The 24,905-nt window shown below is 66.1% G+C and carries 18 protein-coding genes; 6 read left to right on the top strand and 12 right to left on the bottom strand.

Going from position 1 to position 24,905, the window contains the following annotated elements:
• Positions 1–665 precede the first annotated feature (665 nt).
• The 3 genes from rsmA to ACE04A_RS05840 are packed head-to-tail and all read right to left on the bottom strand — an operon-like array spanning position 666 to position 5,422.
• Positions 666–1,451, bottom strand: coding sequence for a 16S rRNA (adenine(1518)-N(6)/adenine(1519)-N(6))-dimethyltransferase RsmA (gene rsmA / locus ACE04A_RS05850; protein WP_279996481.1), 786 nt, complete (start codon positions 1,449–1,451; stop codon positions 666–668).
• Positions 1,452–1,469: 18 nt separating this feature from the next.
• Entirely contained in the window at positions 1,470–3,035 is a 1,566-nt protein-coding gene (locus ACE04A_RS05845) for a peptidylprolyl isomerase (protein ID WP_485819935.1), read from the bottom strand.
• Complete coding sequence (locus tag ACE04A_RS05840; RefSeq protein ID WP_279996480.1) at positions 3,032–5,422, bottom strand: LPS-assembly protein LptD; 2,391 nt, start codon at positions 5,420–5,422, stop codon at positions 3,032–3,034. The genes ACE04A_RS05845 and ACE04A_RS05840 overlap by 4 nt, the downstream gene beginning before the upstream one ends.
• 168 nt (positions 5,423–5,590) lie before the next feature.
• On the opposite strand from ACE04A_RS05840, the gene ACE04A_RS05835 reads away from it, so the two are divergent.
• The 6 genes from ACE04A_RS05835 (at position 5,591) to ACE04A_RS05810 (ending at position 10,587) form a co-directional block, all read left to right on the top strand.
• Positions 5,591–6,631 (top strand): aminoglycoside phosphotransferase family protein, encoded by a 1,041-nt coding sequence (locus ACE04A_RS05835; protein WP_279996479.1) that lies wholly within the window; start codon positions 5,591–5,593, stop codon positions 6,629–6,631.
• On the top strand, positions 6,631–7,317 hold the full coding sequence (gene murU, locus ACE04A_RS05830; RefSeq protein ID WP_448715843.1) for an N-acetylmuramate alpha-1-phosphate uridylyltransferase MurU: 687 nt from the start codon (positions 6,631–6,633) through the stop codon (positions 7,315–7,317). The genes ACE04A_RS05835 and murU overlap by 1 nt, the downstream gene beginning before the upstream one ends.
• Positions 7,318–7,470: 153 nt before the next feature.
• Positions 7,471–8,169: a DUF6776 family protein gene (locus ACE04A_RS05825; RefSeq protein ID WP_100853040.1), complete on the top strand. Its 699-nt coding sequence runs from the start codon at positions 7,471–7,473 to the stop codon at positions 8,167–8,169.
• Between the two features lie 119 nt (positions 8,170–8,288).
• Complete coding sequence (locus tag ACE04A_RS05820; RefSeq protein WP_485819934.1) at positions 8,289–9,917, top strand: FAD-dependent monooxygenase; 1,629 nt, start codon at positions 8,289–8,291, stop codon at positions 9,915–9,917.
• The gene (locus ACE04A_RS05815; RefSeq protein ID WP_448715841.1) at positions 9,914–10,141 is read left to right on the top strand and encodes a hypothetical protein; all 228 of its coding nucleotides are present in this window, start codon (positions 9,914–9,916) and stop codon (positions 10,139–10,141) included. Before ACE04A_RS05820 ends, ACE04A_RS05815 begins: the two co-directional genes overlap by 4 nt.
• Positions 10,138–10,587 (top strand): MarR family winged helix-turn-helix transcriptional regulator, encoded by a 450-nt coding sequence (locus tag ACE04A_RS05810; protein ID WP_448715840.1) that lies wholly within the window; start codon positions 10,138–10,140, stop codon positions 10,585–10,587. Before ACE04A_RS05815 ends, ACE04A_RS05810 begins: the two co-directional genes overlap by 4 nt.
• Here ACE04A_RS05810 and ACE04A_RS05805 read toward each other — a convergent pair.
• The 9 genes from ACE04A_RS05805 to tssF all read right to left on the bottom strand — a co-directional run bounded on the left by ACE04A_RS05805 (position 10,584) and on the right by tssF (position 24,894).
• The gene (locus tag ACE04A_RS05805; RefSeq protein WP_050447524.1) at positions 10,584–10,910 is read right to left on the bottom strand and encodes a 4a-hydroxytetrahydrobiopterin dehydratase; all 327 of its coding nucleotides are present in this window, start codon (positions 10,908–10,910) and stop codon (positions 10,584–10,586) included. The genes ACE04A_RS05810 and ACE04A_RS05805 overlap by 4 nt on opposite strands.
• A 9-nt stretch (positions 10,911–10,919) precedes the next feature.
• On the bottom strand, positions 10,920–11,567 hold the full coding sequence (locus ACE04A_RS05800) for a YiaD family glycine zipper/OmpA-like lipoprotein (RefSeq protein WP_485819933.1): 648 nt from the start codon (positions 11,565–11,567) through the stop codon (positions 10,920–10,922).
• A gap of 163 nt (positions 11,568–11,730) precedes the next feature.
• Positions 11,731–12,339: a hypothetical protein gene (locus tag ACE04A_RS05795; RefSeq protein ID WP_448715839.1), complete on the bottom strand. Its 609-nt coding sequence runs from the start codon at positions 12,337–12,339 to the stop codon at positions 11,731–11,733.
• Positions 12,340–12,351: 12 nt separating this feature from the next.
• Complete coding sequence (locus tag ACE04A_RS05790; protein WP_448715838.1) at positions 12,352–15,501, bottom strand: T6SS effector BTH_I2691 family protein; 3,150 nt, start codon at positions 15,499–15,501, stop codon at positions 12,352–12,354.
• Positions 15,498–15,950, bottom strand: a complete 453-nt coding sequence (locus ACE04A_RS05785) for a hypothetical protein (RefSeq protein ID WP_485819932.1) — start codon at positions 15,948–15,950, stop codon at positions 15,498–15,500. Before ACE04A_RS05785 ends, ACE04A_RS05790 begins: the two co-directional genes overlap by 4 nt.
• Positions 15,951–16,502: 552 nt before the next feature.
• On the bottom strand, positions 16,503–19,247 hold the full coding sequence (locus tag ACE04A_RS05780; protein WP_448715836.1) for a type VI secretion system Vgr family protein: 2,745 nt from the start codon (positions 19,245–19,247) through the stop codon (positions 16,503–16,505).
• 16 nt (positions 19,248–19,263) lie between these two features.
• On the bottom strand, positions 19,264–21,978 hold the full coding sequence (gene tssH / locus ACE04A_RS05775; protein ID WP_485819931.1) for a type VI secretion system ATPase TssH: 2,715 nt from the start codon (positions 21,976–21,978) through the stop codon (positions 19,264–19,266).
• Between the two features lie 22 nt (positions 21,979–22,000).
• The gene (gene tssG / locus ACE04A_RS05770; protein ID WP_279996470.1) at positions 22,001–23,092 is read right to left on the bottom strand and encodes a type VI secretion system baseplate subunit TssG; all 1,092 of its coding nucleotides are present in this window, start codon (positions 23,090–23,092) and stop codon (positions 22,001–22,003) included.
• Complete coding sequence (gene tssF / locus ACE04A_RS05765; RefSeq protein ID WP_259252456.1) at positions 23,056–24,894, bottom strand: type VI secretion system baseplate subunit TssF; 1,839 nt, start codon at positions 24,892–24,894, stop codon at positions 23,056–23,058. Before tssF ends, tssG begins: the two co-directional genes overlap by 37 nt.
• Between the last annotated feature and the right edge of the window lie 11 nt (positions 24,895–24,905).

Below are 24,905 nucleotides of genomic sequence, written 5' to 3'. Positions count from 1 at the left end.
GGGTTCCGCGCGTTTGGCGTCTGCTCAATATTGACGTGATCTTCGCGCTGCACCCATCCTACATGGCAACGTTTCTTGGTCCGGCGCTGACTATGTGGCGGATTCTGGATTTAATTCCACCTTCGTCTGATGGGTTTCGCGCGTTGGGCGTCTGCTCATTATTGACGTGATCTTCGCGCTGCACCCATCCTACATGGCAACGTGTCGTGGTTGGTCGTAGGATGGGTGAAGCGCGGGAAGGCGGGCAGAAGGGAAATAACGCCGATCGCGCGTAACCCATCGGGCGGCGTCGGCGGTGTGGCTGATCCCGGTTCGAAATCCAGCGATGCCTATGTGGCGGATTCCGCCTTAATTCCACCTTCGTTTGATGGGTTCCGCGCGTTTGGCGTCTGCTCAATATTGACGTGATCTTCGCGCTGCATCCATCCTACATGGCAACGTGTCGTGGTTGGTCGTAGGATGGGTGAAGCGCGGGAAGGCGGGCAGAAGGGAAATAACGCCGATCGCGCGTAACCCATCGGGCGGCGTCGGCGGTGTGGCTGATCCCGGTTCGAAATCCAGCGATGCCTATGTGGCGGATTCCGCCTTAATTCCACCTTCGTTTGATGGGTTTCGCGCGTTGGCCGTCTGCTCAATATTGACGTGATCTTCGCGCTGCACCCATCCTACGAGAGCAGGCCGGCCTGGACCAATGCGTCTGACAGGCGGATGTAGCGGTCGACCGAAATGTCTTCGGCGCGGGCGGTGGGGGCGATGTCCAGGGCTTCCCAGGGGACTTGCGGCGCCCAGTCGGCCAGCACCCGGCGCAGCATTTTGCGGCGCTGCGAAAACGCGCGGGCCACCACCGTTTCAAAGGCGCGGACGCTGACCGGTTGCAGGCGGTCTGCCGGCAAGGGCACCATGCGCACGATCGCGGACACCACCTTGGGCGGGGGGTCGAAGGCTTCCGGCGGCACATCAAACAGCTTGTGCATGCGGTAGCGCGATTGCAGCATCACCGACAGACGGCTGAAGTCACCCGAACCCGGTTTCGCCACCATGCGGTCGATCACTTCGCGTTGCAGCATGAAATGCTGGTCGCGGATGTGGTCGGCCCAAGTCATCAGATGAAACAGCAGCGGGCTGGAAATGTTGTACGGCAGGTTGCCCACGACACGCAGCGCGCTGCCGAACTGCGAAAAATCCACCGTCAGCGCGTCGGCCTCGACCACGGTCAGGCGGGACGCCTCGAACTGCTTGCGCAGGCGCGCGGCCAGGTCGCGGTCGATTTCAACGGCGGTGAGGTGGTCCAGACGCTCAAGCAGCGGCCGGGTAAGCGCAGACAAACCTGGGCCGATCTCGACCACGGCATCATCGCGGGCGGGTGCAACCGCCCGGACGATGGACTCGACGACGCTTTCGTCGGTCAGGAAGTTCTGGCCGAAGCGCTTGCGCGCCTGGTGTTGAGACATGAAAAGCCTGTAATGCGTTTAGCGGTTGTTCTGCTGGATCTTCTGCTGCTTTTCAAGCCGGTTGTCGATATAAGCCTGAGCGCGCAACTGCTCAAGCCAATCTTCAAAAGCCGGTTGAGCGCGGCGCTCGAACAAGGTCTGGCGCGCCTTCATGCGGGCCATGTCGTCGGTGGCGTCATGCTGGCGGCGTTCTTCAACCTGGATCAAGTGCCAACCGAAAGGCGACTGAACCGGCTGGCTGATCTCGCCCGGCTTCAGGGCGTTCATGGCGGCTTCGAACGGCGGCACGGTTTCACCCGGGTTCAGCCAACCCAGCTCGCCGCCCTGCGGCGCGGTGGAATCCTGCGAGTACTGGCGCGCCATGTCTTCGAACTTGGCGGTGCCCGACACCAGGCGCTGACGCACCTGTTCCAGGCGCTGGCGCGCGGTTTCGTCGCTCATGACGGTGGACGTCTTGATCAGGATGTGACGCGCGCGGGTCTGCATCACTTCGGTGGGGCCTTGCTGCGCGGCGGCGGCTTGCGGACGCGCGGCGGGCTGCGGCGCGGGCGTGGGAGCCGGTGCGCGCGCGGTGCGACCCGGGGCCGGCTGTGCCGTGCCACGGTCCATCACCTTGATGATGTGGAAACCGTTGCCGCTCTGGATCAGGTTGCTGACCTGACCCTTTTGCAGATCGCTGATGGCCTTGACGAACAGATCGGGCCAGCCGTCCAGGGGACGCACGCCCATGACGCCGCCTTGCAGCGCTTCCGGGCCGTCAGACGCGGCGGCCGCCCAGCTGGCGAAGTCGTCGCCACGCTTGGCGCGCGCCAGGATGTCTTCGGCCTTCTTGCGCAGCACAGCCAACTGTTCGGGCGACGAGCCTTCCGGCACACGCACCAGAATCTGCGCCAGCGCGTAAAGCATCGGGCCCGAAGGCGCCGCGGCTTGCTCGGGCGCCTGCTGGGGCTGCGCCTGCGGTTGGGGCTGAGCCTGGGGCGCGGCGCCAAACGCCGGGTTGCGGCGCTGGTCCCTCAGGAAAGCGTCGACTTCGTTGTCCGAGATGACAATCGTCGAATCCACCGCGCGTTGACGCAGGCGGTCCGTGCGGATCTCGTCGCGCAACGACTTGCGGTAGTTATCCCAGGTCGTGCCCGACTTTTCGATTTCGGCGCGCAGTTGCGCCACGCTGATCTTGTTGCGGCTGGAGATCGTCTGGATGGCCTGATCGACTTGCGCGTCGTCCACGCGAATGCCCAGACGATCGGCTTCATGGCGCTGCACGCGCTCCATGATCAGGCGTTGCAGCACTTGATGCTGCAGCGTCTGGTCGTCGGGCACCTGGATGCCGCGCGCCTTCAGTTCGGCCGAAATGCGGGTCGACGCCTCGCGCAGTTCGCGCAGCGTGATCACGTCCTTGTCGACCACCGCGGCAATGCCGTCCACGAACTGCTCGCCCTGCGGCGCGGCGGGCGCGGCCTTGGCGCCGTTGTTCGCGGCCCGGCCTGTCTGTGCGGCCACGGGCGCGGCGGACAGACCGGCGCAAAGGGCCAACAACAGCGCACTGCCGGACAGGCGGCGCAAAGAGTGCAACCTACGCATCATTCATACCTTTCAAATGTGGTCCCAGCCGGCACGGGCGGTGTAATGCTGGTGTAGCCGGGGATACTTCTGTTCAGCAGGTTCATCGGGTCGGTTCCCAGGGAACCCAGCCCGCTCAGCTCAAGCTGGAAGAACACTGCGGAGTTGGCGTCCGTTGCCGATACGGCATAGCGCTGGTAGACCACGCGGCCCACCCAGCAGCAATCACCCTTGTACTCCAGACCAGCGATGGCCTGCGTCACGCGGGGAGATTCCGTCGTATTGGCGACCGTGCTGGACGGCCCGGAGCGCAAGGAATAGTCCACCCGGCCCACACCGTACCAGCGCTTGCTGAACGGCCATTGGACCGCCAGGCTGACCTGGTTCTGGCCCTGGGGCTGGTATTGGACACCCGGTTGCGGGTCACGCTGATAACGATACGACACCGCCACCGTGGTCAGGCGCTGCGGTGACCAGCGGGCGCTGACCAGGCCGCGCGACCACTGGTTGTCGTAGGGGTTGTACTGCGCCGCCACATCCGTGCTGAGCGTGTCGGTCAACGCCGCGCTGGCGCCCACCAGGAAGTCGGAACGGACGTTTTCACGCGGCGTTTCGCCGGGCAGCGTGACCTCCTGGTCTTCAAAGTACAGGCGCTGCGCCACGGCCAGCGACATGCGCTCGAAGCCGGTGTTGGCGTCCAGCCAGCGCGTGGTCAGCGCGGCGGTCAGTTGGTTGGCGTTGGAAATACGGTCCCAACCGCCGGTGTAGATGTTTTCTTCAAACGCCTGCGAGAAGCTGAAATCAGCCAGCGACGTGTCGTAGACCGGCATCTTGGACTGGTCGCGATACGGCACGCGCAGGTAGTACAGGCGCGGTTCCAGCGTTTGCGTGGAGGCCTTGCCGAACAGACTCGTGTCGCGTTCGAAAATCAAGCCCGCGTCCAGCGACATGATCGGCACGGTGCGCGATTGCGAGCGCGGCAGGCCGTCGGCCGACCCGCCGTTCAGGCCGAGCGCGTCCTCGCCATACCACTTGGTCTGGTACTGGGTGTAGTTCACGCCCGCCTTCGGGATGATGAACCAGCCCGGCCGCACGATCGGGTAGGACACCGTCGGGTAGGACTGCAGGCGGTCGCCGTCGGGGTAACGCACCGTGGAGCCGAAATCAGGACGGCGGAAACGCACGGCGGTCGAGGTCCAGTCCACATCGAAGCCGCCCCAGTCGTAGCGCGCGCCACGCAGGTAGAGCTCGGGCTCCTTGTCATACGGCGGCACCAGCGGCGCGTCCGGATCCTGCAGCGTCTGGTACTTGTAGACCTGGGCGTAGGCGCTCCAGTAGTTGGACGCCCAACCCACGCGGCCGCGCTGCGGCAGGTAGGTGGTGGACGCCTGGTTCAGGCCCAACTGCGAGATGTCGCGGAAGTAGTCGTCGTCCGATACCTTGGCAAGATCCCAGTCGGCGTAGAAGCCGTGCGAAAACGTCTGCTGATGGCGCCACCAGTACATCCAGCGGTCTTCGCTGGTGACGTTGTCGTTGGGCAGATAGGCGCCGTCGATGGTGCCCACATAGGACGACCCCAGGTAGCGGAATTCGCCGCCCAACTGCATGCCGCGCTTGGAGAAATAGCGCGGCTGCAAGGTCAGGTCGTAATTGGGGGCCAGGTTCAGGTAGTACGGCAGCGAAAAATCAAAGCCGCCCTGGCTGGTGGTGCCGTAGGTCGGCATCAGGAAGCCCGACTTGCGCTCTTTCTTGACCGGGAAGGTCATGTAGGGCGACGCCAGGATCGGCACGTCCTTGAAATACAGCACGCCGTTGCGCGCCACGCCTTCGTTTTCGTCGAAGTCGATATCGACCGTCTTGGCCTTGATGTACCAGGACGGCGTTTCGCACGAGCAGCCGCTATACGTGACCGTATGCAGCCGCATCTGCGACTTGCTGAAGATGTCGGCGTGTTCGGCCACGGCAAAGCCGCCGGTGGCGCCCATCCAGAAATTGGGCTGTTCGACTTCGCCTGAATACTTGTCGACGTTGAACTTCGCGTTCGGGCCGGTCACCAAGGTGCCGTCGCGCATCATGCGCGCGCTGCCCTGGACGTCGACTTCGCCCGTGTCCTTGCGATAGTTGATGCGGTCGCCCTTGATGATCCCGTCGATGCGGCGCACTTGCGCGCTGCCGCTCAGGGTCAGGTCGGACTCCGGATCGCCCTCGATGCTGTCCGCTTCCATGTAAGCGGGGATGCTGTCGTCCGGCAGGCGATGCATGCGCAAACCGGGCGACGTGCGCAACACGGGAGCCGCGGGGGTGGCGGTTGCCGAGGGTGCAGCGGGAGTCGAACCTTGGCTACCTTGAGCCTGGACGGCTCCGGCGGCAACGCTGACAGCAGAGAGGATCAACCACCGAACCTTGCGCACGAGTGAAAACAGCCCTTTTTGACGATGGAAATGCCTGGCACCGACGACAAAGAACCGCCGATGCTGGTGGAATCGAGCCGGTATTATAGAGAAGCCGCGCCATACGCCCAGCCTTATGTGCGCCGAACGCAAATTTCAGCAATATTGCCCTTCTGACACGGATCATCCTTGAAAAACGATCACGACCCCCGCCTGGCGCAGATCCGCAACTGGCTGGATAGCCTGCCCGCCGCCTTGAACCTGGCCGTGGACTCGCTGCGCCCGGCCTCCGCCGACGCCAGTTTCCGCCGCTACTTCAGGCTGGACGCCGGCGAGCGCACCCTGATTGTCATGGACGCGCCCCCCGCCCACGAAGACTGCCGCCCCTTTCTGCACGTGGGCCAGTTGCTGGCCGACGCCGGCCTGAACGTGCCCAAGGTGCTGGCACAGGATCTTGACCAAGGCCTGCTGCTGCTGTCCGACCTGGGCGAGCAGACCTACTACCAGCGCATCCAGGCCGGCCTGTCCGACAGCCAGCTTCAAACGATGTACCGCGAAGCGCTGGCCGCGCTGGTCCGGCTGCAACAAGCCGCCACCACCGGCCTGGCCACCTACGACACCCCCCGCCTGGCCGACGAGCTCACCCTCTTTCCCCAGTGGTATGTCGAGAAGCACCATGGCGTGACGCTGGACGACAAAACCGCCAACGCGCTGGAAAAAATCTTCGCCCTGCTGTCGGCCAGCAATGGCGGCCAGGCGCAAGTGCTGGTGCACCGCGACTTCCATTCCCCCAACCTGATGGTCTGCGACCAGCCGCAATACGGCCCCAACCCGGGCGTCATCGATTTCCAGGACGCGCTGGCCGGCCCCATCACCTATGACCTGGCGTCATTGGTGACCGACGCGCGCACCACCTGGGAAGAACCGCAGCAATTGGACTGGGCGATCCGCTATTGGGAAATGGCGCGCGCCGCGGGCTTGCCCGTCGATGCCGACTTCGCTGATTTCCACCGCGCCTATGAATGGATGGGCTTGCAGCGCAACCTGCGCATCCTGGGCGTGTTCGCCCGCCTGAACCACCGCGACGGCAAGGCGCATTACCTGGCGCACATGCCGCGCGTGAACGGTTACGTGCGCCAGGTGGCCCAGCGCTACGGCGTCTTCACGCCCTTGCTGCGCCTGCTGGACAAGCTGGACGACCGCCAGGTCCGCGTCGGGTACACGTTCTGATGCGGGCCATGATTCTTGCCGCGGGCCGCGGCGAACGCATGCGCCCCTTGACCGACCACCTGCCCAAGCCCTTGCTGGCGGTGGGCGGCAAGCCCTTGATCGTCTGGCACCTGGAACGGCTGGCCGCGGCGGGGTTCCGGGACGTGGTCATCAACCACGCCTGGCTCGGCCACGAGATCGAACGCGCGCTGGGCGACGGCAGCGCGTTCGGCCTGCGGGTTCGCTATTCCGCCGAAGCCACCGCGTTGGAAACCGCCGGCGGCATCGCGCAGGCGTTGCCCCTGCTGGGCGACACGCCGTTCCTGGTCATGAACGGCGACGTCTGGTGCGACTGGAATCCCGCGTTGGCCCCTGCCCTGGCGGCCGAAGTGCCCGACGGCGGTGCCTGGCTGCTGATGGTCGACAACCCCGTCCAGCACCCGAACGGCGATTTCCGGCTGTCGTCGGACGGCGGCCTGCATGCCGACGGCCACCCGCGTTTGACCTATGCAGGCATCGGCGTCTACCATCCCTCGTTGTTCGCGGATGTCCAGCGCGGCACGGCGGCGCCCCTGGCGCCCTTGCTTCGGCAAGCAATGGGCCGGAACCTGGCGCGCGGCGCGCATCATGATGGCCGATGGACCGACGTCGGCACCCCGCAACGGCTTGCCGACCTGGACGCGGAGCTTCTCGCAGCGGCACGCTGACGCTCACATATTTCACAATATCAAGGTGCGCAACCAGGATTTTCCGCGCACCCAACCGCCCTGGCTAACGGGGTATTCTCTGACGCTTTGACGCGCGCGCGGACACCGTCGCGGCGGACAAGCACACACACAGGAAGTTTTCTAGGAATGGGGATGTTTGGAAGATCGCAACGGGCCGTGTTCAAGCCCTCCGTATACCAACCCGGTCAACGCACGCGGCGCCTGCCGCGCTGGCTTGTCCTGCTTCTGGTGGGAATTGCCCTGGGTGCGGGCGGCGTGCTCTTCCTGCAAACCAATTACGGCCCGCAACGCCTGACGGTCGAGCAGTCCGAGTCGTTGCACAGCGAGCTGAGCGCCTCCAATCTGGAGCGCCAGCGCCTGCAAACGCAATTGGAAGAAGCCACCCAGCAGCGCGACGCCAATAAATCCGGCCATGAAAAACTGACGACCGAACTGGCCGACGCCCGCGCCAAGATCGACACGTTGAACAAAGAACTGGTCCTGTTCCAGGACGCCATGCCGCCGGATCCGCGCGGCGGCAATCTGGGCATCCGCTCGGCCACCTTCAAGCGCGGCACCGGCCAACTCGGCTACCAAGTGCTTGTCATGCGCGACGAACCGTCGGGCGCGCCCTTCCAGGGCACGCTTACGTTCGCCATCGAAGGCAGCTACCCCAACGGCCGCGCCGCCACGATCACCCCCGAAGGCCCGGCACTGAATGTCGACCGGTACGATTACGCGCTGGGCGACCTTACCCTGCCCGACGGCTTCAACCCCCGCGTGGTGGTGCTGCGCGTGTTGGACGGCAACCAGAAGCAGCAGGCGATGCGCATCTATAACGTGCGCAAGTAAGCGCGCCGCGCTGACCCCGAAAACCCGCCTCGGCGGGTTTTTTTACGTCCTCGCAAAATCGTTGCGTGCGCAACTTTTTAGGAATATAGTTGCGCAAACAACCAAATTCCAGAGACAAGATGCCGCTTCCCTCGCACGTACCCGTTCTGATTGCCGGCGGAGGCCCCGTCGGGCTTACCCTGGCCGCCCTGCTGGCCGAATACGGCATCGCCTCGCTGACTGTCGAGGCGGACGACGACTATTGCAGCGGCAGCCGGGCCATCTGCATTTCGCGCCGCTCGCAGGAAATCATGGCGTGGGCCGGCGCCGACAAGCCGCTGGTAGCCACCGGGCTGCCCTGGACCGGCGGCCGCAGCTACTACCGTGACCGCGAAGTACTGCACTTCGAAATGCCGCACGATCCGCTGCAACGCTATGCGCCGATGGTCAACATCCAGCAGTACTCGATCGAGGAATACGCCCATCAGGCCATGCAGCGCCACCCGGACCTGGCGGCCTTGCAATGGTCGGCTCGCGTGGCCGGCCTGCGTACCGACGCGGACGGCGTCAGCGTCGACATCGACACCGACGGCCAACGCCAGACCGTGCGCGCCGACTGGCTGATTGCCTGCGACGGCGGACGCAGCACCGTGCGCGAGGCCATGGGGCTGAAGCTGGAAGGCATGCAGTACGAAGGCCGCTACGTCATCGTCGATATCGAACAAGCCTCCAACCGCCCCGTGGAACGCCTGGCCTGGTTCGACCCGCCATCCAACCCCGGTTCCACCCTGCTGATGCATCGCCAGCCCGGCAACGTCTGGCGCGTGGACTACCAGATCCGCGACGACGAAGACCCCGAAGAAGCCGTCAAACCCGAAAACGTACTGCCGCGCGTGCAAAGCCATCTGGACATGATCGGCGAAACCGCGCCGTGGAAACCGTTGTGGATTTCCGTCTACAACGCCAAATGCCTCACGCTGAACCAGTACCGCCACGGGCGCGTGCTGTTCGCCGGAGACGCCGGCCACCTGGTGCCGATCTTCGGCGTGCGCGGCTTGAATTCCGGCCTGGACGACGCCGGCAACCTGGCGTGGAAACTGGCCTGGGTCTTGAAAGGCCAAGCGCCCGACAGCCTGCTGGACAGCTACAGCACCGAGCGCGTGCACGCCACCCGCCAGAACCTGGCCTACGGCGCCAAGAGCACCGAATTCATGGCGCCGCCCGACTTCGGTTTTCGCCTGATGCGCGAAGCCGCGCTGCGCCTGGCCTTGGTGGACGCCACGGTGCGCCCGCTGATCAACCCGCGCCAGTCCGCGCCCATTTCCTACGACGCCTCGCCCTTGAACCTGACCGACGGCGCACCGCAGGCCGGCCCCGCCGCCGCCCCCCGCCCGCCCCCGCCCGCCGCGCGCCTGCAAGACGGCGACACGCCGCGCTATATCAGCGAGAGCTTCGGCCGTGGTTTCGTGCTGCTGGCAGTGTCACCCTTGGAATCGAATCTGGCGCGCGAACTGGACGCCCTTGCCGCCGACACGCAAGATGCGCCGCATCCGCTGCGGGTGCTTAGCGTTGGCGACGGCGGCTTGAACGATGCACACGGCCAGTTGCGCGAGCGCTATGGCGCCAGCGCGGGCGCCGTCATCCTGATCCGCCCCGACGGCTATGTGCTGGGCCGCTGGTCCGCGCCGCAAGCCGCGCAACTGCGTGCCGCCCTGGCGCCCTATTACCCCTTGATCGCCCAGTCCGCAACACAGGAAGGCCAAGCATGAACAACGACGAACTTGACCAGGTCTACACCCGCATGGCGCAGACGCTGACGCGCGTGGGGGAATCCCAGGCGCCGCTGTTTCTATCGATACTGGGCTTGTCGCTATTAAGCCGGCAGCCAGACGCGGCCACGGCGCTGGCGCTGCTGGCCGAAGCCGAAAGCGCCTGCCAGGGCGAAGCCGCTGTGGCAAACTACCCCGCCACCACTCCTGCCCTCCCAACGTGAAACCGCCTGCCCTGGAACGATTCCTGACGTATCGCCTGCACGTGCTCAACAAGATCACGGACCGGGATACGAATCGCGCCTATCTGGAAGACTGCGGCATTCCTTTGGGTGAAGCGCGCTGCCTGGCCGCGATCGGGCGCTATGCGCCGCTGTCCGTCAACGATCTGGCGCGCGCGGCGAACCTGAATAAAGGGCAGGCCAGCCGGTCGGCGCAGGCGCTGGTGGATCGCGGGCTGGTTGAAAAGGCGCTGTCCACGTCCGACGGGCGCGGCGTGGTGCTGACGCCCACCCAGGCGGGCATGGCGCAATACCAGCGCATCATCGACCTGATTGCGCAGCGCAATGAAGAGATCTTCGTCTGCCTGAGCGCCAGCGAACAGCAGGTGCTGGGAGAGATGCTCGACCGTCTGATCGAGCATCTGCAAGCACAGGAAAACGACGGCTAGGCGTCGGACTTCGGCGCCGTGGCGCCCATCTGCGCAGCCGCTTCGTCCATGAACTGCGCCATGCGCACATCCAGTTCGGTCACCCCGCCCGCGTCATGCGTGGTCAGCGTCACGTCCACCCGGTTGTAGACGTTGGTCCATTCTGGATGATGGTTCAGCTTTTCCGCGAACATGGCCACACGCGCCATGAACCCGAATGCCGCATTGAAATTTGGAAAACGGAAGCGTTTTTCAATGGCGTCACGCATGGCCACGGCCTGCCATCCGGTCAGGGCGGCCACGGCGGTATCGGTGCCGATACGGGCGGGGGGAAGCATGCTCATGGCTAGGCCTTATTGCTTGACGGCGTACAAATAGATTTCCACGCGCCGGTTCAGCGCGCGCCCTTCGGCGGTGGCATTGTCGCCGATGGGATCGTTTGGCCCACGCCCTTCCGTGCTCATGCGGCCGGCGGCCACGCCCTGCTTGGCCAGGTAGTCCGTCACGCTCTTGGCGCGGTTGACCGACAGCGTCTGGTTATGCGCCAGCGCGCCGGTGCTGTCCGTGTGGCCAACCACCTTGGCGCGCAATTCGGGATGCTGGTTGAGCGAACGCCCCACGCTGTCCAGCACCGGCAGCAAGGCCGGCTTCAACTGCGTCTTGTCCGTATCGAACGACACGCCGCTGGGAATGTTGACCTTCAGGCTGCCATCGGGCATTTCGACGACATCGATGCCCAAGGACGATGCGCCCGATTGCTGTACGTCTTCCTTGACGACCTTCCAGTTGTAGCCCACGAGGCCACCCGCCACGGCGCCGCTGCCGGCGCCGATGGCCGCGCCCTTGCCGTGCCCGATCAGCGCGCCGATACCGGCGCCCACCGCCGCCCCCGCACCCGTTCCCACGGCAGTATTGGTTTGCTGCTGCGTGGCGCAGCCGGCCAGCAAGGCCCCCGCCGCCGCAACCACCGCCATCCGGTTGAGCATTGTTCTTGAGTTCATGGCAACCTCCACGATTCCTACGTGCGCCGGGTCATTCCGGCGTAGTCCATGCTAGCAAGGGCATGCGGCGCGACCCGCAACATTTTGTACTGGCGATGGACGCGACACCCCCCTGGGTTCAACCCACAGAGGCACGTCACGCAGGGGCACGCCCCGCAGCGGTTCAGCCGCGCCTGCCGACCAGCATCGCCAAGCCGAACAACGCGCCCAGTCCGCCCACGATCGCCAGCGAGATCGACGGCTCGCGCATGTTCAGCGCCATCGCCGCCGCCGCGACGCCCAGCCCGGTGATGAGCGCGCCCACCACACGGCCGCCGGTGGATCCATAGAAATGGGTGCGGCGCGCGGGCTCGGTGCCGGCGGGCTGGCGCTGTTGCCAGGCGTTCAACGCCTGTTCGAATTCGCGCAGCAAGCGCTCGCGGCTGGGCAGATCCACCGCGCTGACCAGCAGCGTCGGCAGGCCCGGGCGGATCAGTTTCAGGTAGTCGTCCGTACCCCAGCTTTTCAGGTCGGCAAAGGCAATCGGCCCCCGCCGTGAAAACTCCAGGCCATCGGGCGTGACCTTGACGGCATTGCGGGTGGGAAAGCCCTTGAACGCCACCAGCGGCGGCACCAGCAGGCCCAACACCGCCAGCACGATGGCCAGCACCATCGGCCCCCGGTTGAACACCACCAGCATGAAGCTGCCGGCCGCCAAGGCAAAGGCCAAGGGCACCGACAGTTGATGCCAGCGCGTGTAGACGGCCGCCTGGATGCCTTCGTTGCTATTCATGCTTGGACCCTGTCAATTTTCCGCTCTTACAAGATTGGTGCCGTTGCCGCCCACCGGCAGCGATCGGACTTCCGGCATGCGTTCCGGATCCGGCCAGAATTCCACCTTGAGAAACGCTTCGGTGAAGATATCGTCATCAACCAGGACCTCGGTGCGCAACACCGCGTAGCCATTATGAACTTGGAACTGCACCGAATCTTCCCACGGCTTGCTGGTGAATTCGATGGACTGGCTGCGGTCCTTGCGTACCCAGCGCCAGATGTCGGCCCACCCGGGGCGCGAGCTCAGGCTGTTGACATAGTCGTCCGCCTTGTCCATCCACGTCTTGGGGTCGGGCCGGCCGGCCACCATCTGCGCCTGCGACGGGCCGCGCGGTTGCAGCTCCGGGTCCTGCGCGCGCACCGAGCCCTTGCTGGACACCACGGCGGTAACGCCCGCACCGCCCAGCTTGAGGCTGTAGGCGTAGTCGCTGCTTTGGGTGTAGCCGGGCATGATCACTTCCAGCACCAGCCGGTCGCGGCCCAGGACTTCCCCGCTCCAGAAGCCATACCATTGCAGCGACACACGCACGCCGAACACCGCGCGGTTGAAGTCGTCCAGTTCGTCCTCGCGCGTCGCGTAGACCTCGCGGCCCTCCACGCCTTCGAACTCTTCGGCCCGCATGCAGCAGCGCGTATACCAGACCTCAAGCTCGCTTTCGGTGGCGCTGTCGCCCCAGAACTTGAAGTACAGGCCGGCCACCAGCAGGCACAGCCCCAACGCGATCCACCCCCACACCGGAATGCCCAGCAGCACCGTGCCGCCGCTGGTCAGGCCCACCATCGCGCCGCCGAAGCCGCCCGCGCCCGCCGCCACGCCCGCCGTGCTGAACGCGCCGCCCACCGCGATGACAGCGGTGGCCACCCCGGTCAGGCTGGACATCAACAGGAAGGCGGACGACGTTGCATAGGCGCCGCCCGCTTCGTAGTTGTGGACGTCGTACTGGTCTTTGGCGTTGAGCGCATTGTTGGCGCTGTCGACGAAGGTCGCGGCAGTGGCGAACACCGCGCCCGCCGTGCGGAAGGTGGCCAGCCGCATATTCAGCCGCAGGTTCATCGTGAACGCGGTGTTCGCGCCCACGCGCGCGCCGATCGCGCCGGTGGTGACTTCGATCGCCACGCTGCCCACCCCCAGCACGCCGGTGGTGATGCCGAACCAGGCCTTGCGTTCCTTCTTCGCATCCTGGACAGCTTGCGCCGCATTCAGCTCCGACACCGATGTATAGATGGCCACCAGCGCCATCACGCCCGTGGCGCCCGCGTACGAGGCGTCGCGCGACTTGGCGTACTTGATCAGCCCCGCCATGGGCGACATGGTCGGCGCCGGCAAGGCCAGCACCGGCGGCGGCGCGGGCAGGCCCAAGGGCGGCGATGCACCCGCCCCGGGTCGTGGGCGCGTCGTGGATGCGGCATTCGTTGAAGCCGAATTCATCTGCGCGTCCACTTCCTCCGGAATCACGTAGTTGATGGTGACCGATCGCGACGCCTCGGACTGCGTGCCCATCCACCCCGCGTTCATGTGCTGGGTCGCGCTGACGCCGCCCCCCGCCGTAATCGTCATGGACCGGTTGTTGGGCTCCCAGATGATCTCGTGCATGTCCGCGATCATGCGCGGCACCGTGGTCGTGTGGCTGCGCACCACCAGAACGGTATTCATGCGCGCCGCCATCGTCATCGACACGCGTGCGGCAACCCGTTCCGCGATCGGGTCGCGCGCCAGCGTCAGCCGCAGCAGTTGGGTCGCCATGAAGCGGCCGATCGCGGTCGTGGCCGCCCGGCTTGGCGTCGGCAAGCCCTTTGCCCGGCGATCCTTCAGCCAGTCGTTGTAGCTCTTGATCATCTTGCGGACGTTGGAGATCTGCTTGGACAGCTTGCCGCGCGCCTCCTTTTGCAGGAAGGCCAGCAGTTCGCCGTCGTTCGAGGCCAGCCCGCGCCAGATCGCTTCGTACAACCCGTCCTTGTCGTCTTCCTTCAAGGAATCATCGATGGCCTTGTGCTCGCTGTGCACCGCGCCCGCGCCGTCCACGCACAGCGCAAGGTCTTCCTCCAACCGCTGGCCCGCCACGGCGTCATTGGGCGAATACGCCTTCAACGTCATCCAGAAGGCCTCGCGGCCGTACCACCACGCCCAGTCCTTGCCCGCCCCTTCGATCAGGTCCTTCATGCGGTCGACGCTGGCGCGGTTGTCGCTGATGGTCCTGGAGACCTTGCTCATGTTGATGCGTTCGTGCATCCGCCGGATCTCATCGCCCGATGAGTCCATCTGCTTTTCCAGGCCCAGGATGATCTGCGCCACGCCCACTTCGCGCAGCCGCGTCGGGTCCATGTGGTGCTCGGCCAGTTCGCCCATGCGCTTGTTGCGCCAGGTCGAAATGTCCGCCAGCAAGCCCACCGGGTCGCGCAGCGCCAGCACCACGCCGCCCTTGGGCGTCATCTGCCGCATCTTGGTCGCCATCTCGGCGGCCTTTCCGCCGAAGGTGGTCACGCCCGGGCTCAAGGTGTTGTTAAACAAGGTGGCGGCGCCGGCCGCATCGCGAAACTCGATGGAATGTGCGGCCAGGTTGGCCCCGTCTTCGGTCACGCGGTAGCCGGTATCCGGCTTGGGATGCCCGCCGCCCCAGACGTCGCGCGCGTCAAGTTCAACCATGATCTTGCCGCGCCAACGATCGTCGCGCGTCAGCTCGCGGCGGATGTCACGGGTCCACCACACGCGCGAATAGCCGACCCACACCGAGCGCGATGCATTGGCCGGCGCCTCGACGTTGATCAAGGCCGATTCCAGGCCGTGGCCTTCTCGCGTGCAGGTAAACGTGGGCTGCTCCGACGGACGGTTGTCGTCGTCCACCGGCACTTCCTTCATCTGGCCCGTGGCGGTGGCTGCGAAGGCGCGCCACCCGTAGCTGCGGCGCGGGTCCCACACGTACACATAACCCGCCGTGATGGCGCGCAGCATGTAGGCGCCCTGGCGCATGGTTTCGTAGTGCAGTTCGGCGTCCGCGTACACGCCGTTGGGCAGATCGTTCCGGCCGCCCGGCACATACGCCACCCGCATCGGCAGGATCGGCAAACCCGGCCGGCCGCAAAACTTGCCCTTGCAGGGAAGCGCGTCGTAGTCAGTCGTCATGCTTGTCGATCCTCCCGTGCCTGCGCCTGCCGCGCAAACAACCGCCAATCCTCGTCATCCATGTCTTCGGCCGCGTTGCGCAAGCGGCCGCCCTCTTCTTGAATCTCGCGCAGCAGCGCGGCAAACGACGGCGCGCTTTCCAACGGCGCGTCCAGACGCACGCGCCAGGCCGCGAACAGCGCCGCGTCTTCGTCGTCGTTGATGCCGCAGGCGCTGGCCACATCCAGCGCGCGACGTATCGGCTCCAGCGCCGACGGGCCGTAGTCCAACCCGCCCGCGTTCAACCGTTGCAGCACCGCGTTCACCTGGCCCAAGCGCGCCAGCCGTGGCCAGTCCGGCGTGGCCGTCTGCATGGGGCCGGGCGTGTCCGGCAGCGCCTGCCAGCGCGCAAAGCCGTCGATGCACATCCACGCCGCGCCCGCGATCCACGACGCCCCCGCAGCCCGCATACAGCTCGCTTTGAAACTGCGTCGTGCGCGGATCCCAGAAGCGCAGGATGCGCATGCGCCCCTGCGCGTCGCGCAGCCGCGCGCGCAGGATCAGGCGCTGCGCCACTTCCGCCAGCGGCAGGTCGGTGGCCAGCCACGCCGACATCGACCGCGCTCGCTTGATGGCGGGCGCGGGGCGCATGGCTTCGTCCACCGCCAGCCGCATGCTGGCGTTGACCAGCCTTTCGTACCGGATCTCGTCGGGTACCTCGGCCAGATACAAGGGAGGCGCGGACGCGCCCTGCGATATCAGGTCCACCGCGCGCCGCGCCAGGCCCGCCGTGGCGATCTCGTCAGCCAAGGGGTCGCCCAGCGTGGAATCGCACAGCAACAGCACGCGGCGGCTGGCGCGCGCGTCCAGCACGGCGCGCAGGCCGGCAATGGCTTGTTCGACGGCGGCCTCCGCGCGCGTCGACCGGGACGCGGAGACCGCTTGTGCCGGGTCCTTCGGGTGCGTCGGATGCGTCGGGCGAGCCGGGTCCGTCGGATGCACCGGGTGCGTCGGGTCTATCCTCATGCCGCCAGCGCTCCGCTGCCGGCCGCGTCTTCCAGCGCCGCGGCGCAGCCTTCCAAATCACCCTGCGGCGGCTGCGCCGGACCGGCGCCGCTTTGCGGCCCCACCCAGCTGTGCACGCCCGCCTTCAGCTCCACCTTGCCCGGCGCGTGCAACTGGATGCCGCCGCCTTCAACGCGCAGGTAAGCGCCCGCCGCCGTGGCCAAGACCTTCTTCGATGCGTTCACGTCCACCGCGCCCTGCGCCGACACCAGCGTCACCGCCTTTTCGGCAGCCAGGCGCATGCGCGCCTTCTGGCTCTGCAAACGCAGCTTGCCGCCGGCTGCATGCAAGCGGATGCCTTGCTCGGACACCGCCCGCCCATTGCCGCCCAGGCCCTTGGTGAACAGCACCACGCCTTGCGCGACACAGATCGCCAGGTTCGCGCCCGCCGCCCAGTTCACGTCCGGGGCCACCTGGCACAAGGTCGCGCCCGCCACGGTGTAGGCGTTGTGCGGCGTGTACTGGCCGATGCCCTTGGGCGCGCTGACCTGTATGTGCGGCAGTGTGTAAGCGGGTACCGCCGCGGCTTCCGCACCCTGGGTTGCAGCGCCCTGGGTTTCAGCCTCCTGGGTTTCAGCCTCCTTCGTGCCTTCAATCACCTTGCGCACGGTCTCCAACTCATTAACCGCCCGCGTCTTGTCCCCATCGCCGGACAAGCCCGCCTCCTGGCGGCCCGCCCAGGCGGACAACTCGGCCGCTTGCTCGATGGCCTTTTCCATTTGCTGGATGGCTTCTTCGCTGTCCAGCAGACCGCCTATCGCGCCTTCGCGCTTGTCGGCGCTGATCAGCAAGCCCTCGCCCGCGCGCAGCGCCAGCGCTTCGCTGGTCGCCAGTTCCGCGCCATGACCCAGGTCTGACAAGCGTTCGTTGTCGCGCTGCTGCTTCAGATGCCCCAGGTTCAGCCGCGCCTCGGCTTGCGTGGTCGACGCGGTCAGGCGCGACTGGCCCGGCGTATCGTCCTGCACCAGTTGGTTATAGCCGCCCATGCCCCGGCCGCTTTCGGCCAGGGCCTGCGTCTTGAAGCCCGACATCACCACGTTGTGCGCGTGCCCGTCCTGCGTGCCGGCGAACCACGCCGGCGCGTTGCCGGTGGCCTTGGCCGCGCCGCCCTGCACCTGGTTGTTGGCGGCATTCTCCGTGCCCGCACCGTTGTACAAGGCGCCCACCACCACCGGGCGGTCGATATCACCATGCAAGAACTGCACCAGCACCTCTTGGCCCAGGCGCGGGATGAAGTGCCCACCCCAATCCGACCCGGCTACCGGTTCGGCCACGCGCACCCAGGTGCCCAGCGCCTCGGATGCGGGCGCGTTGTCGTCCCCGGCGGGATGCGCCTGCCGATTGCTGGACGCGCTGCCCCGCTGCCAATGAAACTGGATCTTCACGCGGTGGTCGCGGTCGGTATGGACGGGGTCGGCCGCGCCCACCACCAGCGCGGTCTGCGCGCCGTGCACCGTGGGCCGCGGATGCAGCCGCGCCCCGTGGCCGTCCCGCGTGCTGGGCCGATATTCCAGCGTGGCGGCAATCGCCTCGAAGCGGTTGCGATAGAACTCCGTATCGCCGTCCTCTTGCGTACCGGCGGCGCCCAACGCCTGGGCCACCGCCCGCCCCAGGTCTTCATCGAAGTTGTTGCGCGCCTCGTGATGCATGCGCATCACCACGAAATCGCCGCCTTCACCTTGCGACGGCGCCCAATGGCCGGTCAGCGTAAAGCGCTGCCCCGGCGCAAGCGTGCGCACCGTGCCGTCGCCTTCGTACAAGGACTGGCGCACACGCTGCGCGGCCAACGCATTGTGGGCCAGGCGCTCGCCCTGCCCGCTGTCTTCAAACAAGTATTGGCCGGGATAGTCCGAGTCGGCCAATTCCAGCGTGTTCGGCATATTGTCATCGACCTGCGCGCTGGCCTGGCGGGCCTGCATGGCGCGATAGTCCCAAGTGGCGATGCGCACCGCGTTCGTGCGCCAGGCGCGCCGCTTGCGCCAGCCCTGGATGGTGTCCTCGGTTTCGGTGGCATCCGCGCGATGGAACTTCACGCTGGCTTGCGGGCCGTTCTTGAAGGCGCCGTTGTGGTCGGCGATGACGACGGTATGGGTGCCCGGCTCGCCGTCGCCCGCTTCATGCTCCACCCAGTAAAACAGCCCCTCTTCGGCCAGCAGCCGCTCGACGAAGGCGTAGTCGGTTTCGCGATACTGGATAGTCAGGCTGCGCTTGGCGTAGCCGTCGCGGTCTTTCAGTTCCCAACGCCATTGCGGCGCCACGGCGCCCTGGCCGTTGTAGTCGCCAAAGACGCGGTCAACGATGTCGATTACGGACAGGTCCTGAAAGGCAAAGCTGTCGCGCCGCTGGCGCAGCAGCGCCAGCCACGGCTCGATGCGCAGCCGATAGCGCGCAAAGCCGCCGTTGGCGCCTTCAAAGCGCGCCTCGGAAACCAACCCGCACCACACCCGGGGTTCATCCCGGCCCAGGGCCGTCTGCAAGGCGACCTGCACCGGTTGGCCGATCAGCGTCTTCAGCGGAATATGCGCGTCATCGGACAGCGCATCCACGTGCAAGGTGTAGCCACCGTCGCTCAACTGCTCGGTGGCGTGCAGCCGTTCGGCCAGCAGCTTGTCCTGGCCCAACGGCGTGCTCAGGTCCAGCAGGCGATCGGCCTGCGTGAAGCCGGCTCCCAACAGGCTGGCGGCGGCAAGTTCGAGGCCCATGTCGACGTCTCCCGGCTCAGCTCATGCGAAAACGGAAATCGCCATTCTTGCCCGCGCCCACGCGGATCTTGGCGATGGCTTCGCCCTGCGCCATGCGGCCCAGCACCTGCTCGGCAATCTCGGGCAGTAGCGATCCATTCAGAATGTGGTCCACGTTGCGCGCCCCGGTGTCCACCTCGGTGCAGCGCGCCAGCACGGCTTCCACCAGCGCGTCGTCCCACTCGAACACCGCGCGGTGCGTGGCCTGCACGCGGCGCGCGATGCGGCCGAGCTTCAAGCCGATGATGTGCGCCAGCGCGTCGTCATCCACCGGGAAGTAGGGAATGGTCTTCATGCGCCCCAGGAACGCGGGCTTGAACGCCTTGTACAACTGCGGCGCCAGCAGTTCCGACAACTGTTCCGGCGTCGGGCGCTCTTCAGCGGGCTTGTTCAGGCAGGCCTGCATGATCGTGCTGGACCCCACGTTGGACGTCAGGATGATGAGCGTGTTGCGGAAGTCGATCTCGCGGCCTTCGGCGTCGTCCATCACGCCCTTGTCGAACACCTGGAAGAACATTTCCAGCACGTCCGGGTGGGCTTTTTCAATTTCATCCAGCAGCACCACGCTGTAGGGCTGGCGCCGCACGGCTTCGGTCAGCACACCGCCTTCGCCATACCCCACGTAGCCCGGCGGCGAACCCTTCAAGCCCGAGATGCTGTGCGCTTCCTGGTACTCGCTCATGTTGATGGTGATCAGCTTGCGTTCGCCGCCGTACAGAATGTCGGCCAGGGCCAGCGCCGTCTCGGTCTTGCCCACGCCCGACGGCCCTACGAACAGGAACACGCCCTTGGGCTTGTCCGGGTCTTCCAGGCCGGCGCGCGCCGTGCGCACCCGTTGCGCGATGGCGTGCAGCGCGTGGTCCTGCCCGATCACGCGCTCGGCCAGCATCGGCTGCAATTGCAGTACGGTGCGGATCTCATCGTTGACCATGCGGCCCAAGGGAATACCGGTCCAGGCCGAAATGATCTCCGCCACGATCTGCCCGTCCACGCAGGCGGGCACCAGCGGCTGTTCGCCTTGCAGCGCACGCAGCTCCTCCATCAGGCCGGCCAGGCGCTGCTGTTCCGGCGTCAGGGCGGGCTTTGCGGCCTTGCGGCGTGAGGTCGTAGATGCCGGGGCTGGGGCGGCGGCATCAGCATCGGCGGCAGACGCATCCTGCCCCTGCGCTTCCAGCTCGGCGCGCAGCGCATGGATCCGTTCGACCAGGCCCGTCTCCGCCACATGGCGCGCTTCCGCGTCCGCCAAGCTCTGTTCCACCGTGGCGATCTCGGCATCCAGTTCCGTCAAACGCGCTTGCGGTGCGCCGGTGGCGGCTTCGCGGCGCAGCGCCGCTTGCTCGGTGCGCAAGCGCGTCAGGCGATGGCGCGCATCGTCAATCAACGCGGGCGTGGCGCTACGGCCCCGCGCCACTCTAGCGCAAGCCGTGTCCAACACGCTGACCGCCTTGTCGGGCAATTGCCGTCCGGTGATATAGCGGTGCGACAAGCGGGCCGCCGCGCTGATGGCCTCGTCCAGAATGCGCACGCCAAAATGCCGCTCCATCAGCGGCGCCATGCCGCGCAGCATCGAGGCGGCCAGCGCTTCGTCGGGCTCTTCCACCTTCACGACCTGAAAACGCCGGGCCAATGCCGCATCTTTCTCAAAGTACTTCTTGTATTCGCTCCAGGTGGTGGCGGCGATGGTGCGCAGTTCGCCGCGCGCCAACGCGGGCTTGAGCAGGTTGGCGGCATCGTTCTGGCCCGCCTGCCCGCCGGCCCCGATCATGGTGTGAGCCTCATCGATGAACAGAATGATGGGCGACGGGCTCTTCTTTACCTCGTCGATCACGTTCTTCAGCCGGTTCTCGAATTCACCCTTGACGCTGGCGCCGGCCTGCAACAAGCCCATGTCCAGCACGCGCAGCGTCACGTCCGCCAGCGCGGGCGGCACATCGCCCGCCACGATGCGCAGCGCCAAGCCTTCCACCACGGCGGTCTTGCCCACGCCGGCTTCGCCGGTCAGGATGGGGTTGTTCTGCCGCCGCCGCGTCAGGATGTCGATCATCTGGCGGATCTCGGCATCGCGTCCGATCACCGGGTCAATCTTGCCGTCGCGCGCGCGCTCGGTCAGGTTGGCCGTGTACTGATCCAGCGCGGGCGACGGCGACAAGGCGGGCGCGGGCTGCCCGTCATCCCCCTGGGGCGACGCCGCGTCGGCAAAGCCCACCGCCTGCCCTGCCTCTTCCGAGCCTTCGGTCAAAGCGGCGAAGTCATGCTTCAACGCATCCAGGCGGAACGATTCGAACAAGGACGAGCCCCGGCGCGCCAACTGCGCCAGGTCTGGCTCGGTCAGCAAGGCCAGCAGCAGGTGCCCCGAGCGGATGCGCGTCGTCTGCGTGTCCAGCGAGGCAATCAGCCAGGCATGCTCGAACAGCTTGGGCAGGTGCGCGGAGAACACCGGCGTGCGCGTGTTGCCGTTCTTGAAGCGGCCGATTTCCGCCTTCAGGTCCGCTTCCAACGCATCGGTGTGAATGTGGCAACGCCGCGCAATGATGCTCACGTCGCTGGCGGGCTTTTCCAGCAGCGCCAGGAACAGGTGTTCCAGGTCCACCTCGTAATGGCCTTGCGCCATGCACAGGCTGGCGGCGCGCTCGGCGGCCTGGCGGCAGGTTTGGTTCAACTTCCCAATCAAGGTCTTCAGCGGTGTGGCCATGAGTTTGTTCTTGGTCTGTGGATCAGTGGATCGTGTGGAGTTCGTAGCTGGCGTCGTCGCGGTCGGCCGTGGCGGGTTCGGTGCTCAGGAATGAATTCCAGCCCAGCCGCACATCGCCGCCTTCGCCCAGGCGGCTGGGGCCGATGGCCTCGCGCGCCAGCACCAGCCGCACTTCGTATTCAAAGGTCATGCCGCCAAACATCGTCAGCAGCTTTTCAAGCGCCTGGGCGCGTTCGCCGCCCGGCAGGAAATCGGCAAAGGCCTGGCGCGACAAGGGGCCGATCCATAAGCGGATGCGCAGGTCCCGCTGCCAGATACGGTCACCCGCCAGCGCCGACACGCCCAGCACCGCGCCGGGTTTTCCCAACTGCGTGCGGTTCTGCGGGGGCACGTCATACCAGCGGCCCACGAACTGCTCGACGCGCAAAGGCACGCCGAAGTAGTCCTGCAACACGCGCTGCAAGAAGGGGGCCGACACCGGCCGTTGCCGCGCCGCGGCCGCGTAGTGCGCCACCGATTCGTCAAAGATGCGGCCCGCGCCATTGTGCAAGCGGTCGCGCAGCGCGGGATGGCCGATGCCGCCCAGCGCCAGCAGCAGCGGCAGGTAGTGGTGGTCTTGCTCGGTTTCATGCCGCAAGGGCATGCGGTACTTCTTCCAGGCCGCGTAGAACAGCGCGGCGGCCCGGTTCGAAAAAATATCGAAAAAGGCGCGGGCGCCACGGTCGCGCCGCAGGCTTTCCCGGTTGGCCAGCATTTCGGAATAGTGCAGCGGCAAGGCGCCCTGCGCGCCCAGCAGTCCGAAGAACGCCGGCGTCAAATCCACGCGGCCCAGCCGCCCTTCCGCCACCGCCGCCTGGCGCGACGCTTCGTCGGCCAGCACCTCGCCGTTCTTGTCGTAGGCCACGGCGTCCACGATTTCGCTGGGCGGAAACCCCAGCCCGGGCGAATTCGGAAACCGCAAATGCACCGGCACCGTATGGCGTGTGCTACCGCGTTCCTGGCGCGCAAAGCACTGCTCCAGCAGACGCACCGCCTGGAAAAACTTGAAGCGCTGCGGCTCTGCCAGCAGCGCGTCCATCACGCTAGTATGGCGTCGCCGTTGCATGGGGGGCATCGTAGTAATTCCTCTGCGCCACGGCGCGACAGCACCACCAACTGCACAAAGCTGTTGGCGTGCACATACAGGCCGAAGAAGCGGTTGATGACGGCCACGAAGGTGTGCAGGCTGGTGCCCACGAAGTGGTCTTCGTTGACCGTGAGCCGGATTTCAATGCCGCGCACGAAGGTGGCGAAAGGTTCGCCCGGCATCCAGTGCGTGGCCGGCTTGTAGTCCAGGCCGACCAGGCCTTCGATCTGGCGCGCGGCCACCGCCGAGCCCGACAGGTCGTACAGGCGCAGCGTTTCTTTCAAGGCGGGCAAGCCGCTTTGCACCAGCGACAAATGGTTCAGCGCCAGATGCGAGATCAAGCGCCAATGCGCCGCGCGCCCCTGTTGAAAGCGATGGGTGTGGGTGGGGCGACGCAGCATGCGGATGGCGCGCGCCACGGTGCCGCCTTCCATGAACAGGTCGCCGCCTGATTGGCCCACCGCAATTTGGGACGGCAGGTCGCGGTTGGTGCAGGTCAGGTCCAGGCTCAGGGTTTCGGTTTGCGGAATCGACGGATCAAAATCGATGTCCACAATGGATATCTCGGTCTCATAGCCGGGGCTGCGCTGCGCCATCGCGGCATCGCGGCGCATCGTCCAATAGTGCCCGGCGGATTCCGGCGATTCACCATGGTGCAGCGAATAGAAGGGGCGGAAGTCCACCACCGCGTCGCCTTGGGCGTTTTGCCGCACCTGGCGCACGCGATCGATGGAATAGACCTCGTAGCCATAGGCGCGCCGCGCATCCGCCACCACCGGGTACGAGGCGGAAGCGTGCGTCACCCGGATCGGGTCGGCGCGCTGCGCAAACAGATTCACCACCGGCGTGCAGCCCAGCCGCAGGTTGTCGGCCGTGATGGATTCCAAGAGGCGCGCCGTGTTGGAATCAGCGCGCAGGCCCGCCACCGGCAGATGCAGCGTGAACTGGCGCACGGTGCCCAGGTAGGGGCGCAGCGCGGCCAGGTCGATATCGACGAAATTGAATTTCTCGGAGAAAACAAAGTACTCGGCCAGCAGCCGATAGGCCGGATGCGAGCTGGCCGGAAAATCAATCAGCGCGTCTTCTTCCGCCAAGCCCACCTGGGCCAGCGGAATCTCGGGCAGCCGGTCCCAGCGGCCGGGTTGCAGCTCGACATAGGCCGCCGCCGTGCGCAGGAACAAGGCGTCGCGCAGCGCCGCCACGAACGAGGGCTCGCCGTGCAGGTACACGCGCAGCTTGTCCAACCCCGGCATGCCGAAATGCTGGTTTTCACCCTGGCAGCCCAGCGTGACGGTAAAGCGGCCCGTGACGCCAGCCGGCAGCTTGGCCGTGGCCGGCGCATTCGCGCTAGAGAAAAACCCCGCGCGCAGAACCTCGATGGGCGCCAGCGTCACGTCGTAGGCCGTGCGAAAGCGGCAAGACACGCCGCGCACCGGATGCGATTTCAATTCCGTGCCGCGCGCGATGCGCACCGCCGCGGACAACTGCGCGCCCGCGCCGCCCAGGTCAAACTGCGCCACGCTGCATGATGGAAATGGCCGCAGGTAATGCGGGTACATCACCTCGAACAGCGCTTCGGTGAATTCGGGGTAATCGTCGTCCAGCTTCTTGTTGATGCGGGCGCTCAACAAGGCGAACGATTCGATCATGCGTTCAACGTGCGGGTCTTCGCAGGTTTCGCCCGACAAGCCCAGCCGCGCGGCAATCTTCGGATAGCGCTCGGCGAAGTCGCGCGACGAGGTTCGCAAAAACCCTAGTTCGCGCTCGTAATAAGGCAGCAATTCTTCCATTGTTGTCTTCC

The sequence above is a fragment of the Achromobacter colocynthidis genome, assembly GCF_057334535.1.
The sequence above is the reverse complement of the archived record's forward strand: the minus strand, read 5'-3'. Positions and strand labels throughout refer to the sequence as shown.